14 protein-coding genes are annotated in these 13015 nt (G+C 62.8%); 10 read left to right on the top strand and 4 right to left on the bottom strand.

Annotated elements, in window-relative coordinates:
- Positions 1–24 precede the first annotated feature (24 nt).
- The 10 genes from CD58_RS25395 (at position 25) to CD58_RS25350 (ending at position 7198) form a co-directional block, all read left to right on the top strand.
- On the top strand, positions 25–687 hold the full coding sequence (locus CD58_RS25395) for a riboflavin synthase (protein WP_025215724.1): 663 nt from the start codon (positions 25–27) through the stop codon (positions 685–687).
- Positions 688–703: 16 nt separating this feature from the next.
- Complete coding sequence (ribBA, locus tag CD58_RS25390) at positions 704–1795, top strand: bifunctional 3,4-dihydroxy-2-butanone-4-phosphate synthase/GTP cyclohydrolase II (protein ID WP_025215723.1); 1092 nt, start codon at positions 704–706, stop codon at positions 1793–1795.
- A 249-nt stretch (positions 1796–2044) separates the two neighbouring features.
- The gene (gene ribE / locus CD58_RS25385; RefSeq protein ID WP_003206025.1) at positions 2045–2521 is read left to right on the top strand and encodes a 6,7-dimethyl-8-ribityllumazine synthase; all 477 of its coding nucleotides are present in this window, start codon (positions 2045–2047) and stop codon (positions 2519–2521) included.
- Positions 2518–3018, top strand: coding sequence for a transcription antitermination factor NusB (gene nusB, locus CD58_RS25380; RefSeq protein WP_025215722.1), 501 nt, complete (start codon positions 2518–2520; stop codon positions 3016–3018). The genes ribE and nusB overlap by 4 nt, the downstream gene beginning before the upstream one ends.
- An 18-nt stretch (positions 3019–3036) precedes the next feature.
- On the top strand, positions 3037–4002 hold the full coding sequence (thiL, locus tag CD58_RS25375; protein WP_025215721.1) for a thiamine-phosphate kinase: 966 nt from the start codon (positions 3037–3039) through the stop codon (positions 4000–4002).
- Entirely contained in the window at positions 3999–4502 is a 504-nt protein-coding gene (locus CD58_RS25370) for a phosphatidylglycerophosphatase A (protein WP_025215720.1), read from the top strand. The genes thiL and CD58_RS25370 overlap by 4 nt, the downstream gene beginning before the upstream one ends.
- Positions 4503–4513: 11 nt before the next feature.
- On the top strand, positions 4514–5272 hold the full coding sequence (locus CD58_RS25365) for a substrate-binding periplasmic protein (RefSeq protein WP_025215719.1): 759 nt from the start codon (positions 4514–4516) through the stop codon (positions 5270–5272).
- 95 nt (positions 5273–5367) lie between these two features.
- Positions 5368–5985 carry a GTP cyclohydrolase II gene (gene ribA, locus CD58_RS25360; protein ID WP_025215718.1) on the top strand — a complete coding sequence of 206 codons (618 nt, stop codon included), beginning with the start codon at positions 5368–5370 and terminating at the stop codon, positions 5983–5985.
- Entirely contained in the window at positions 5982–6401 is a 420-nt protein-coding gene (locus CD58_RS25355) for a hypothetical protein (protein WP_025215717.1), read from the top strand. Before ribA ends, CD58_RS25355 begins: the two co-directional genes overlap by 4 nt.
- On the top strand, positions 6401–7198 hold the full coding sequence (locus CD58_RS25350; RefSeq protein ID WP_025215716.1) for a cobalamin-binding protein: 798 nt from the start codon (positions 6401–6403) through the stop codon (positions 7196–7198). Before CD58_RS25355 ends, CD58_RS25350 begins: the two co-directional genes overlap by 1 nt.
- Positions 7199–7325: 127 nt before the next feature.
- Here the strand turns inward: CD58_RS25350 and CD58_RS25345 are convergent, their stop codons facing one another.
- From CD58_RS25345 to CD58_RS25330, 4 genes are all read right to left on the bottom strand, one after another.
- Positions 7326–9206 (bottom strand): TonB-dependent receptor domain-containing protein, encoded by a 1881-nt coding sequence (locus tag CD58_RS25345; protein WP_025215715.1) that lies wholly within the window; start codon positions 9204–9206, stop codon positions 7326–7328.
- A 164-nt stretch (positions 9207–9370) separates the two neighbouring features.
- Positions 9371–11269 carry a 1-deoxy-D-xylulose-5-phosphate synthase gene (gene dxs, locus CD58_RS25340; RefSeq protein WP_025215714.1) on the bottom strand — a complete coding sequence of 633 codons (1899 nt, stop codon included), beginning with the start codon at positions 11267–11269 and terminating at the stop codon, positions 9371–9373.
- Between the two features lie 114 nt (positions 11270–11383).
- Positions 11384–12271 carry a (2E,6E)-farnesyl diphosphate synthase gene (gene ispA / locus CD58_RS25335; protein WP_025215713.1) on the bottom strand — a complete coding sequence of 296 codons (888 nt, stop codon included), beginning with the start codon at positions 12269–12271 and terminating at the stop codon, positions 11384–11386.
- Entirely contained in the window at positions 12268–12510 is a 243-nt protein-coding gene (locus tag CD58_RS25330) for an exodeoxyribonuclease VII small subunit (RefSeq protein ID WP_003185917.1), read from the bottom strand. The genes ispA and CD58_RS25330 overlap by 4 nt, the downstream gene beginning before the upstream one ends.
- Between the last annotated feature and the right edge of the window lie 505 nt (positions 12511–13015).

The raw sequence follows: 13015 nt of genomic DNA, 5'->3' as shown, positions 1-13015 counted from the left end.
CGGCCCGTTCTCGAGGAGGACTCCATGTTTACCGGCATCATCGAATCCATCGGCAGCATCCGTGCACTCACCCCCAAGGGCGGCGATGTGCGGGTCTACGTCGAAACCGGCAAGCTCGACCTGAGCGACGTCAAGCTGGGCGACAGCATCGCGGTCAACGGCGTGTGCCTGACCGCCGTCGAACTGCCGGGCAATGGTTTCCTGGCGGATGTCAGCCGTGAAACCCTCGACTGCACGGCCATGAACGACCTCAAGAGTGGCAGCCCGGTCAACCTGGAAAAAGCCCTGACCCCCACCACTCGCCTGGGCGGCCACCTGGTCAGCGGCCATGTCGACGGCGTTGGCGAAGTGGTCTCGCGCAGCGATAACGCCCGGGCCGTGGAGTTTCGCATCCGCGCCCCGAAAGAACTGGCCAAGTACATCGCCCATAAAGGCTCGATCACCGTCGACGGCACCAGCCTGACGGTCAACGCAGTGGATGGCGCCGAATTCCTGCTGACGATCATTCCCCATACCCTGAGCGAAACCATCATGGCTTCGTATCGGCCCGGTCGCCGGGTCAACCTGGAAGTCGACTTGCTGGCCCGTTACCTGGAACGTCTGCTGTTGGGTGACAAGGCCGCAGAGCCTGCTGCGGGTAACATCACCGAAAGTTTTCTGGCCGCCAACGGCTACCTCAAATCCTGACCCAAGGGGGTGCCGCGTGGCGCTCAATAGCATCGAAGAACTGGTAGAAGACATCCGCCAAGGCAAGATGGTCATCCTCATGGATGACGAAGACCGCGAGAACGAAGGCGACCTGATCATGGCCGCCGAGTGCTGCAAGGCCGAACACATCAACTTCATGGCCAAGCATGCCCGTGGGTTGATCTGCATGCCAATGACCCGCGAGCGCTGCGAGCTGTTGAGGCTGCCGCTGATGGCGCCGCGTAATGGCTCCGGTTTCGGCACCAAGTTCACCGTGTCCATCGAGGCCGCCGAGGGCGTGACCACCGGTATCTCCGCCGCTGACCGTGCGCGCACCGTCCAGGCCGCCGCCGCGAAAGACGCCAAGGCCGAGGACATCGTCAGCCCCGGCCACATCTTCCCGCTGATGGCCCAGGCCGGCGGCACCCTGGCCCGCGCCGGCCACACCGAAGCGGCGTGCGACCTGGCCCGCATGGCCGGTTTCGAGCCCAGCGGCGTGATCTGTGAAGTGATGAACGACGACGGCACCATGTCCCGTCGTGCGGAACTGGAAACCTTCGCCGCCGAACACAACATCAAGATCGGCACCATCGCCGACCTGATCCACTATCGGATGATCCACGAACGTACCGTTCAGCGGATTGCCGAGCAGCCCCTGGACAGCGAACTGGGCCAGTTCAACCTGGTGACCTACCGTGATTCGGTGGAAGGCGACGTTCACATGGCGCTGACCCTGGGCACCGTGTGCGCCGAAGAACCGACCCTGGTGCGCGTGCACAACATGGACCCGCTGCGCGACCTGCTGATGGTCAAGCAGCCCGGCCGCTGGAGCCTGCGGGCCGCCATGGTCGCGGTGGCCGAGGCCGGCAGCGGCGTGGTGCTGCTGCTCGGGCACCCGCTCGATGGCGACGTGCTGCTGGCGCACATCCGCGAAACCGCGGATCAAACCGCCGTGAAAAAACCGACCACCTACAGCATCGTCGGTGCTGGTTCGCAGATCCTTCGGGACCTGGGCGTGCGTAAAATGCGCCTGATGAGCGCACCGATGAAATTTAATGCGATATCCGGTTTCGATCTGGAAGTTGTAGAATACGTGCCCTCCGAATAATGGCCTGCGGATTCCGGCATTATTGTTCACTTGAGGCTTGTTAGATTCATTGTGGCGAGGGAGCTTGCTCCCGCTTGGGTGCGCAGCACCCACAATAGGGCCGCTTCGCAGCCCAGCGGGAGCAAGCTCCCTCGCCACAAAAGCTTGAAATGAACAGCATGACGGGATCTGCGAGTGCTGTAATTCGTGGCTAATATCACTGAAGGAGCGCGTATAGAACGCGCTCTGGCTCTTTAAGAGATCTGACGAATGACCCTGAAGACCATCGAAGGTACCTTCATCGCCCCCAAAGGCCGCTACGCTCTGGTAGTGGGCCGTTTCAACAGCTTCGTGGTTGAAAGCCTGGTCGGCGGTGCGGTCGATGCCCTGGTTCGCCATGGCGTGAGCGAAAGCGACATCACCATCATCCGCGCGCCTGGCGCCTTCGAAATTCCGCTGGTTGCGCAGAAAGTCGCTCAAAAGGGCGAATATGCGGCGATCATCGCCCTCGGCGCGGTCATTCGTGGCGGTACTCCGCACTTCGAATACGTGGCCGGCGAATGCACCAAGGGCCTGGCCCAGGTGTCCATGGAATTCGGCGTGCCGGTCGCCTTCGGCGTGCTGACCGTTGATTCCATCGAACAAGCCATCGAACGTTCCGGCACCAAGGCCGGTAACAAAGGTGCCGAAGCTGCCCTGTCCGCCCTGGAAATGGTCAGCCTGCTGGCGCAGTTGGAGGCCAAGTGATTAGCGACGAAAGCGATCGTTTCAACCCGCGCGATCCCAAGCCCGCCGATGCCGGAAAGCCGTCCAAGAGCGTCAAGCGTCGCGAAGCCCGTCAGCTCGCGACCCAGGCGCTGTATCAATGGCACATGGCCAAGCAGTCGCTGAACGAGATCGAAGCGCAGTTTCGGGTCGACAACGATTTCAGTGATGTCGATAGCGCGTATTTCCGCGAGATCCTCCACGGCGTCCCGGCCCACAAGACCGAGATCGACATTGCCCTGGCACCTTGCCTGGACCTGACCATCGAAGAGCTGGACCCGGTTGAACTGGCGGTGTTGCGCCTGTCCACCTGGGAGTTGATGCAGCGCGTCGACGTACCATACCGCGTGGTGATCAACGAAGGGATCGAATTGGCGAAAGTCTTCGGTTCCACCGATGGCCACAAATTCGTCAACGGTGTGCTCGACAAACTCGCCCCGCGTCTGCGTGAAGCTGAAGTGAAGGCGTTCAAGCGCTGATCGGCGCTTGTTATCCCAATGGGTGAGTTTGAGCTGATCCGTAATTACTTCGCCGCCGCGCCATGTGCGCAGGGCGGCGAGGGCGTTGCACTGGGGATTGGCGACGACTGCGCCGTGCTGGCCGTGCCTCCCGGGGAGCAGCTGGCGGTGTCCACCGACACGCTGGTGGCCGGTGTGCATTTTCCAGACCCTTGCGACCCGTTCCTGCTCGGCCAGCGCTCGCTGGCCGTGGCGGTCAGCGACCTGGCCGCCATGGGCGCCACTCCTGTTGCGTTTACCCTTGCCCTGACCTTGCCGACGGTGACCGCCGATTGGCTGCAAGCCTATGCCCGGGGCCTTGACCTCATGGCCCAGGCCTGCGGCGTGGCGCTGGTGGGCGGTGACACCACCCGTGGGCCGTTGAGCCTGACCCTGACCGTGTTCGGTCGTGTACCGTCCGGCCAGGCCCTGACCCGGAGCGGCGCGCAGCCTGGCGATTTGCTGTGTGTCGGCGGCGAACTGGGCAATGCCGCCGGCGCATTGCCGCTGGTGCTCGGCCAGCGGCACGCCGAACCTGCCGTCGCCGAACCCTTGCTGGCGCATTATTGGTCGCCGCGACCGCAGATCGAGCTGGGCCTGGCGTTGCGGGGCAAAGCCACTGCGGCGATGGATATTTCCGATGGCCTGTTGGCCGATTGCGGGCATATCGCCCAGGCATCCGGCGTGGCATTAAACGTTGAACGGGACCGACTGCCGCTGTCCAACGCTTTGATAACCTTCCTTGGCCGGCCGGGGGCTGCCCAGGCCGCACTGAGCGGTGGTGACGATTACGTGTTGCTATTCACCTTGCCACCGGTCCGATTGTCGGCGTTACAAGCCGCAGGCTGGCCGATCCATGTGATCGGCAGCGTCATGGCCGGGCAAGGTGTCATGCTGCTCGACTGCGACGGGCGCAACATCACCCCGAAAGTACGGGGCTATCAACATTTTCGGGAGACACCGTGACAGATCATCCCAACCAGGTCCCGGCAGAGTTCGTTCCACCCTCGGTCTGGCGCAATCCCTGGCATTTCCTGGCATTTGGCTTCGGTTCGGGTACATTGCCTAAAGCGCCGGGCACCTGGGGTTCGCTGGTTGCGCTACCCTTCATACCGTTGTGGCAGATGTTGCCGGACTGGGGCTATTGGGTGATGCTGGGCATCACCATGCTCTTCGGCTTCTGGCTGTGCGGCAAAGTGGCGGATGACCTGAGGGTGCACGATCATGAAGGCATTGTCTGGGATGAAATGGTCGGCATGTGGATCACCCTGTGGCTGGTACCGGAAGGTTGGTACTGGCTGCTGGCGGGTTTCCTGGTGTTCCGCTTCTTCGATATCCTCAAACCATGGCCGATCCGCTGGATAGACCGGCATGTGCACGGAGGCGTCGGCATCATGCTTGACGATGTACTGGCCGGGGTCTTCGCCTGGCTGGCAATGCAGGGGTTGGTGTGGTGTTTTACCTGAGGGATCCAGGAATGGGCGTAAGCCGCGCACTGTTGCTATTGCTGTGTCTGGGGGGCTTCCTCGGTGCCCGGGTGGCAGACGCCGCGCCGCTGCCGGGCAAGATCCGGGCAGCCAGCGAGGAATGGACCGATTACACCCAGGCCGACGGCCGGGGCATGGCCTGGGACATTTTGCGCGAGGTGTTCGAGCCTGAAGGCGTCAAGCTGGAAGTCCGTAGCGTGCCCTATACCCGCTCGATCGGGTTGGTGCAGCGCGGCGAAGTCGAGGTGCAGGTCGGTGCCTATCGTGATGAGTCCGAAGGTGTGCTTTACCCGAAGTGGCACTACGACGTCGATCACCTGTATGCCCTGGGGCTGGCCTCCAAGCCGACGCCCACGCTGGCGACAATTGGCAATTATCGCCTGGTGTGGATGCGCGGATACGAATACAACAACTACCTGCCCAACATCCGCCGTTTCAATGAAATCCACCGCTCTGTGGGTATCTTGCCGATGCTGATTCATGAGCGGGCGGATTTTTATATCGATGCGTCGACGGAAATCGAAGAGGTGCTTTCCAAGGCCGACAATCCCCATCAGTTCAGGCTCTCGCCGCTGATCAATCTGCCGTTGTACCTGGGCTTTGCCAACACCGAAAATGGAAAGGCGTTGATGGCGCTGTTTGACCGGCGCATGGAGGTGCTGGTGAAAACTGGCCAACTGAAACCGATTTTCGAACGCTGGGACCAACCTTATCCTTTCGACGAGCATGGCAAGCCACCGAAGCCGTAATCTTATGGCCGACAATTCAGCCTAAGCGTCTGTCGGGACGTGCTGTTACAATGCCCGCCTCTGCGAAACTCCAGTACTAGATCAGGAGCACACCGGTGCCTGTCGTTTTTGTTGCCGCTTCCAAGCTGCCAACGCCCTTTGCGCAATTCACCATGCATGGTTTTCTCGATGAAGCCACCGGCCGCGAGCACGTTGTGTTGAGCCTGGGTGATTTCGCCGACGGAGCCCCGGTACTTGGCCGCCTGCACTCCGAATGCCTGACGGGCGATGCCCTGTTCAGCCAGCGCTGCGACTGCGGTTCGCAACTCGAAGCCGCACTGCGGGCCATCGCCCGCGAAGGCCGTGGCGTGTTGCTGTACTTGCGCCAGGAAGGCCGCGGCATTGGCCTGTTGAACAAGATCCGCGCCTATGAGTTGCAAGACGGTGGCGCCGATACCGTGGAGGCTAACGAGCGCCTCGGGTTTGCCGCCGACATGCGTGACTACAGCATCTGCCTGCCGATGCTCGAGCACCTGGGCATCCAGTCGTTGCGCTTGATGACCAATAACCCACGCAAGGTCAAGGCGTTGACCGACATGGGTATCGTGGTCGCCGAGCGTGTGCCGCTGCACACCGGTCACAACCCGCACAACAAACTGTATCTGGCGACCAAGGCCAGCAAGCTCGACCACATGATGGGTAACGAGCACCAGGGCGAGGTCGACCGGGCGTGACGCGCGGCCAGGTTCGGCGGCGACTGGCCGTCAGTTGGTGGCAATACCTGGCGCTGGCCGTGGTGCCACTGTTTGTGATCAACGCGGTGTTTGGCCAGGGCGAAGCGATTCTTCCCGTGCTGGCGATGCCGCTGTTCATTGCTGGCGTGGCCTCGATGTTTGTCAGCCTGCGATTCTTCGGGCCCTATAAGCACGCCTTGGTTGCCACCCAGAAAGCCCTCGACACACCGGAAGAGCCCCAGGCCTGGATTACCCTGGCCGCTCGCCGCCGTGCCGCCTTCCTGGTCGCCGGTTTGCCGGCCTGGATTGGCGCACTGGCCGTATTCGTCGGTCTGGAGGCGGTGCCGTTGATGCTGCTGGCGTTGTCCACCGTGGTGTTGTTCTACCTGTATCGTATTCCGCGTCAACTCGGCTGATGAACCGCTGGCTGGCGGTCCTACTGCTGGCCGTCAGCGTCTCGGCGGTGGCGGCCCCGCGTGTCGTCAGCCTGGCGCCGTCGCTCTCTGAAATCGTCGTTGAACTGGACTCTGCCGACCTGCTGGTGGGCGTGCTGGATGCCGGTGATCGCCCCGAAGCCTTGAAAGATCTGCCCTCGGTAGGCCGTTACGGGCAATTGGACATGGAGCGTTTGCTCAGTCTAAAGCCTGATCTATTGCTGCTCTGGCCCGGCGGTGTGGGGCAGGCCCAGCGCGAGCAGCTCAAGGGCTTGAACATCCCTGTCTACGTCGCCGACCCCCGAGGCCTCGACGCACTCATCACGCAAATCGAAGACATCGCTGGGCAACTCGGTCGTCCGGAGCGGGGCGTGGCGCGAGCGGCACAACTGCGCGTACGCCTTGAGGCGTTGCGTCAGCGTTACCGGCGTGACACGCCGTTGTCGGTGTTCTATCAGGTCTGGGATCGGCCGTTGTATACCGTGGGTGGCGGACAGATCATCAGCGATGCGCTGGCGGTGTGCGGGGCGCGTAATGTCTTTGCCGACTTGAACCTGCCGGCACCTCAGGTGAGTGTGGAGTCGGTGTTGCAGCGCAATCCGCAGATTATCCTGGCGACGGACCAGGCCCAGCTCGACGCCTGGAAAGCCTGGCCGCAGTTGGCGGCGGTAGCGCAAGGGCGGTTGTTGTTAGTCAGTGACAAAGGGCTGGAGCGGCCCAGTGGGCAGATGATCGAGGCGACGGCGCGGTTGTGCGGATTGATTGCGCCGGACCGGTAGACCGCGGCGCGGCCAATCGCGAGCAAGCTCGCTCCCACATTTGACCGCGTACTAGCGGGCAACATCGATCAACTGTGGGAGCGGGCTTGCCCGCGAAGAGGCCAGTCCAAGCACCGAAAATCCCGGATCATAGTGCGGGCGTCCAAGTCACCCCAAACAACCAGGTCCGCCCCTCTTCCCGATACCCATACTGCGCCCCGTCATGGCTGTACAGCGCCCGGTTGTAACCCTTGTCCAGCAGGTTATCCAGCTTCATTTCCAGCTTCACTTCGCGGGTCAGTGCCCAACTGCCGCGCAACCCGAGCAGGGCATAGCCGCCCAGGGCATTGCGATTGTTTTCATCGTCGTAGCTGCTGCTCACCGCTTGCCAGGTGGCGCCCAGGCCCAGGCGGTCGAATTGCCGGTCCAGGTCCAGGCTCAAAGTCCGGCGAGCGCGGCGGGCGAGGGTATGGCCGCTGTCGCGGTCTCGCGGGTCGATGATGGCCAGGCCCAGGTTGCTCTGCCAACCGAACAAATCCTGCATGAGGGCCATTTCAAACCCGTTGATCCGCGCCGAGGCGACGTTCTGCGGGCGTGAGTTGCTGCCAAAAATGATCGCGTCTTCCAAGTCCGTACGGTACAGCGAAGCCTCCAGGCGGGCGTTGTCGGTCAGTTGGCTACGCCATTGCAGCTCGTAGCTTTTGGCCGTCTCGGGCTTGAGGTTCGGGTTGCTGAACTCCGGGTAATACAGGTCGTTGAAGGTCGGTGCACGAAAGCTTTCGCTGTAGGTCAGCAACAGGTCGTTGTCCGGGTTCACCGGCAGGGTGAAGGTGCCGCTCCAACTGTTCTGGCCGCCGAACTGCTGGTTCTGGTCGCGGCGCAGGCCCAGTTCGGTGGAGAAGGTTTCGGCCTGGAACCGGTGCTGGATAAACGCCGCACGGTTCCAGCGGCTGTCTTCATCGAACGGCGTGCTGCTGTTGACCCGGTCCTGATACCAATCGCCACCGACGATCAGGCTGTTGCGATCGTCCAGCGTCACGTCGTTCTGCCAGGTCAGCGAGTCGCGGTAGGTGTTGAACACTTCGCGGACGTCGCTGAGTTTGTCGAAGGTTTTCTCGCGGTTCTCGCTGTGGCCCAGCTCCAGGCGGGATTTCCAGGCGTCGTTGATCCTTCCGTCCACATAACTGCTGAAACTGCTCACGGCAAACTCACTGTAGGGCTGCTGGGGCAGGGATTCGAAGGTGGTCGGGTCGAAGCGGCCGAACGGGTTGTCGAACTCGCTTTTGCCGCGGTTATCCAGCAGGTTCAGGCCGACTTCCAGGTCATCGTTGACGTTGTGGCTCAGGCTCAGGCTGAAAGACTGGTTGCGGGAGGCATCGTCGTCGCGGTCGCTGGCATAGGACTCATGGGTACGATTGGCGCCGGCGGAGTCATCCAGGCTGGCGCCGAGGTTGAAGCGGGTCTGGTCATCGCCGCCGGACAGGCCCAGGCTGCGCTCCCAGGTCTGGTGGCTACCGAACCCGACATGCAGGCGCGGTTGCAGGCCTTGTTCGTTGCCGCGCCGAGTGAAGATCTGAATTACCCCGCCCACCGCATCGGCGCCGTAGATCACCGAGCGTGAACCGCGCAGCACTTCCACCCGTTCGATCTGGTTGATGTTCAGGCGTTGCAGGTTGCTGTCGCCGGAGGTGGAATTGCCGATGCGCTGGCCGTCCACCAGCACCAGGCTCTGGGCCGATTTGGTGCCGCGTATGTAAATCCCCGGCAGGCTGCCACGTCCGCCCAGCGGCGCCACTTGCACCCCCGGCACGCGGCTGAGCAGGTCCGTGACGCTGACCGGTTGCAGGCGCTCGATGTCGTCGCGGGTGAACACCGTATTGGCGGCGCTGCTGTCGTTGCGCGCTTCGACCTGGCGGTTGGCGCTGATGACCACGTCCGGGAGCTTCAGGGCCTGGTCGCGTTCGAAGGTGTCGGCGAGCAGATCGGGGGCGGGGAGTAGGGAAAGGGCGAGGGTGAGGCGCAGTTTCATGGGCGTTCCGCAAATTTCTGGTTCGCACAGAACCCCTGTGGGAGCGAGCTTGCTCGCGATAGCGGTGTGTCAGCCAATGGATTACTTGACTGATCTTCCGCTATCGCGAGCAAGCTCGCTCCCACAGGGGATTGTGTCCCACAGGGGCTTGTGTGGTCTGGAAATTACCGGCCCAACAACTGCAAACGCAGCCGCACCGCCGCTTCGATCCCAGCCTCGTCCAGCCCGCATTCGGCCAGCATCTGCGCAGGCTTGGCGTGTTCGACGTAGTGGTCCGGCAGGCCCAGGTGCAGCACCGACTTGAGGATGTTCTCCCGGGCCAGGAATTCGCTGACCGCCGCACCGGCGCCGCCCATGATGGCGTTTTCCTCGATGGTCACCAGCAGGTCATGGCTGCCGGCCATCTCGCGCACCAGGGCTTCGTCCAAAGGTTTGACGAAACGCATGTCCACCACGGTGGCGTCCAGGGTTTCGGCGACTTTCAAGGCCTCGGCCAGTTGCACGCCGAACACCAGCAGGGCGGTCTGCTTGCCCTGGCGGCGGATCACGCCCTTGCCGATCTCGATGGGTTCGAGGTCGGTCGAAAGGGTCGCGTTCGGGCCAGTGCCACGAGGGTAGCGCACCGCCGCCGGGCCATTGAACAGGTGGCCGGTGGTGAGCATTTTGCGCAATTCGTTTTCATCGCTCGGGGTCATCACCAGCATGCCGGGGATGCAGCGCAGGAACGACAGGTCGAAGCTGCCAGCGTGGGTCGGGCCGTCTTCGCCCACCAGGCCGGCGCGGTCGATGGCGAACAGCACGTCGAGGTTCTGCACCGCGACGTCATGAATCAACTGGTCGTAGCCGCGTTGCAGGAAGGTCGAATAGATCGCCACCACCGGTTTCGCGCCTTCGCAGGCCATGCCGGCGGCAAGGGTCACGGCATGCTGCTCGGCAATCGCCACGTCGAAATAGCGTTGCGGGTAGCGTTCGCTGAAGGCCACCAGGTCCGAGCCTTCCTTCATCGCCGGGGTAATGCCCACCAGGCGTGGATCGGCGGCGGCCATGTCGCACAGCCATTGGCCGAAAATGCTGGAGTACTTCGGTCCACTGGCCTTTTTCGGCGCGGCGGCCGGGGCGTCCAGGGGTTCGAGCTTGGTGATGGCGTGGTAGCCGATGGGATCGACTTCCGCCGGGGCGAAGCCTTTGCCTTTCTTGGTGACCACATGCAGGAACTGCGGGCCCTTGAGATCGCGCATGTTGCGCAAGGTGGCGATCAGGGTGGGCAAATCATGGCCGTCGATGGGGCCGATGTAGTTCCAGCCGAGTTCTTCGAACAGCGTGCCGGGCACCAGCATGCCCTTGGCGTATTCCTCGGTGCGACGGGCGATTTCCCAGGCGCCGGGCAGGCGCGACAGGACCTTCTTGCTGCCTTCGCGCATGCTGGCGTAGGTGCGGCTGGAGAGGATTTTCGCCAGGTAGTTGGACAGCCCGCCGACGTTGCGCGAGATCGACATGTCGTTGTCGTTGAGGATCACCAACATGTTGGCGTTGACTTCCGGCGCATGGTTCAGCGCCTCGAAGGCCATGCCTGCCGTCAGTGCGCCGTCGCCGATCACGGCAATGGCCTTGCGCTCGCTGTTTTGCAGGCGGGCGGCAATCGCCATGCCCAGGGCGGCGCTGATGGAGGTGCTGGAATGGCCGACGCCAAAGGTGTCGTACTCGCTCTCGGAACGGCGCGGGAAGGCGGCAATGCCGTCCTTCTGACGCAGCGTGCCCATGCGCTCGCGCCGACCGGTGAGGATCTTGTGCGGGTAGGCCTGATGCCCGACGTCCCATACCAGCCGGTCGTCCGGGGTGTCGAACACGTAATGCAACGCGATCGTCAGCTCGATGACGCCCAGGCCGGCACCGAAGTGCCCGCCGGTCTGGCCGACCGTGTAGAGCAGTTCCAGGCGCAACTCATCGGCCAGGGTTTCCAGCTCGGCTTCACCCAGGCGACGCAAGCCGTCCGGCGTGTTGGCGCGGTCCAGCAGGGGCGTGGTCGGGCGCTTGCGGGGAATCTCTTGAAACGTCGTGGGCATCAGGCGAATCGTTATAGGTATAGAAAGAGGCGGCAGTTTACCTTATGCATCGCAAGCTGCCCACGCGTTGGCCGGAACTTGGCCGATACGCAGTCTAAAGGGGTTGACCCCGTATCAGCTGCGTCGTTCGACGATATAGCGCGCCAGGTCGCGCAACGGCTCGGCCGCCGCGTCAAAGGGTCGCAGCGCCGCCAGGGCCAGGTCGCGCAATTCCAGGGCGTAGGCCTTGGCTGCGTCGAGGCCGAGGAGGGCTGGGTAGGTCGGTTTATCCCGGGCGATGTCGGCGCCCTGGCGCTTGCCCAGGGTTTGGGTATCGCTTTCGACGTCGAGGATGTCGTCCTGCACCTGGAACGCCAGGCCGATGGCCCGGGCGTAGGTCTGCAAGGCTTGCAATTGTGCCGGCGTGGCCCGACCGCTGGCCAGGGCGCCGAGGCGCACGCTCGCCTCGATCAAGGCGCCGGTCTTGTGCCGGTGCATGTACTCCAGGGCGCTTTGGTCCAGCTTCAGGCCCACTGAACCGAGGTCGATGGCCTGGCCGCCGACCATTCCGGCGGGGCCCGCCGCCAGCGCCAGGGTGCTGACCATGTCCAGGCGAATCTGCGCCGGGCAATCGCTCAGGGCCGGGTCCACCAGGGCGCTGAAGGCCAGGCTCTGCAAGCCGTCGCCGGCGAGGATCGCGCAGGCTTCGTCGAATTGCTTGTGGGTGGTGGGCTGGCCGCGGCGCAGGTCGTCGTCGTCCATGGCCGGCAAATCATCGTGGACCAGCGAATAGGCGTGGATCAGCTCCACCGCACAGGCCGCGCCATTGCCCTGTTCGGCCTGACCGCCCAAGGCTTCGCACGCGGCGTAGACCAATAGTGGACGCACCCGCTTGCCGCCGTTCATCACGCTGTAGCGCATGGCTTCGTACAGCCGCGAAAGCTCAGGGCTCGGGGCGCTGAACAAGGTGTCCAGTGCAGCATTGACCCGGGCCTGACTGCCGGCCTGATAAGCGCCGATCATTCAGGCTGTTCCGCGTCGAAAGGCTCTTCGGTCAATTCACCGTCACGTTCGAGCAGCAATTGCACCTTCTGTTCGGCCTGGGCCAGCGCCGCCTGGCAGTCGCGAGTCAAGCCGATGCCTTGCTCGAAGGCGGTCAGCGAGTCTTCCAGCGACAATTCGCCGTTCTCCAGCCGTTCGACCAGCGTTTGCAGGTCGGCCAGAGATTGTTCGAAGTCCAGTGCAGCTTTTTTACGGGCCATGGCGGCGATTCCGGTTGACTGTTAAACGGGCGCGACACTAGCAGACATGGGGTTTTGGGGCAAATCAGGGCGGGGCAAACCGAAGCGCGACGGTGGGCTTGCACCGACCTGCTTTTGTGGCGAGGGAGCTTGCTCCCGCTCGACTGCGCAGCAGTCGCAATCCGGTTCAACCCCAGCAGGTTGGGGCTGCTTCGTAGCCCAGCGGGAGCAAGCTCCCTCGCCGCGGGTTTGCCTGCGAAATAAACGTCAGTTTCCGTATTCGGCTCATTTCGTGAGCCGAATAACGGCTCTATTCGGCTCACGCACCTTTCAGTACGTGATTTCCCACACATAATCGCGCGTTCACCGATTGTGGAAAAACTGCCGAATAGCTAATCTTCGCGCCATCTACGGCCCCCTTGCGACGGGGCCTTCAGACGAAACCCGAATAATGACAAGCTGCGCTGAGGATTGGCGCCGGGTGGCGTCATGCATGGCAGGAGGCATACGTGCGTTTTCTTTCATT

Origin of the sequence: Pseudomonas brassicacearum, from assembly GCF_000585995.1 — a bacterium.
GTDB classification, from domain to species: Bacteria; Pseudomonadota; Gammaproteobacteria; order Pseudomonadales; family Pseudomonadaceae; genus Aquipseudomonas; species Aquipseudomonas brassicacearum_A.
This window is presented reverse-complemented; position numbering and strand designations above follow the sequence as displayed.

Bases quoted from the DNA above. Each gene is read 5' to 3' on its own strand.
- CD58_RS25395 (WP_025215724.1), top strand. From the start codon at position 25: ATGTTTACCGGCATCATCGAATCCATCGGCAGCATCCGTGCACTCACC.
- ribE (WP_003206025.1), top strand. From the start codon at position 2,045: ATGACCCTGAAGACCATCGAAGGTACCTTCATCGCCCCCAAAGGCCGC.
- thiL (WP_025215721.1), top strand. From the start codon at position 3,037: ATGGGTGAGTTTGAGCTGATCCGTAATTACTTCGCCGCCGCGCCATGT.
- CD58_RS25365 (WP_025215719.1), top strand. From the start codon at position 4,514: ATGGGCGTAAGCCGCGCACTGTTGCTATTGCTGTGTCTGGGGGGCTTC.
- CD58_RS25350 (WP_025215716.1), top strand. From the start codon at position 6,401: ATGAACCGCTGGCTGGCGGTCCTACTGCTGGCCGTCAGCGTCTCGGCG.
- CD58_RS25345 (WP_025215715.1), bottom strand. From the start codon at position 9,206: ATGAAACTGCGCCTCACCCTCGCCCTTTCCCTACTCCCCGCCCCCGAT.
- dxs (WP_025215714.1), bottom strand. From the start codon at position 11,269: ATGCCCACGACGTTTCAAGAGATTCCCCGCAAGCGCCCGACCACGCCC.
- ispA (WP_025215713.1), bottom strand. From the start codon at position 12,271: ATGATCGGCGCTTATCAGGCCGGCAGTCAGGCCCGGGTCAATGCTGCA.
- CD58_RS25330 (WP_003185917.1), bottom strand. From the start codon at position 12,510: ATGGCCCGTAAAAAAGCTGCACTGGACTTCGAACAATCTCTGGCCGAC.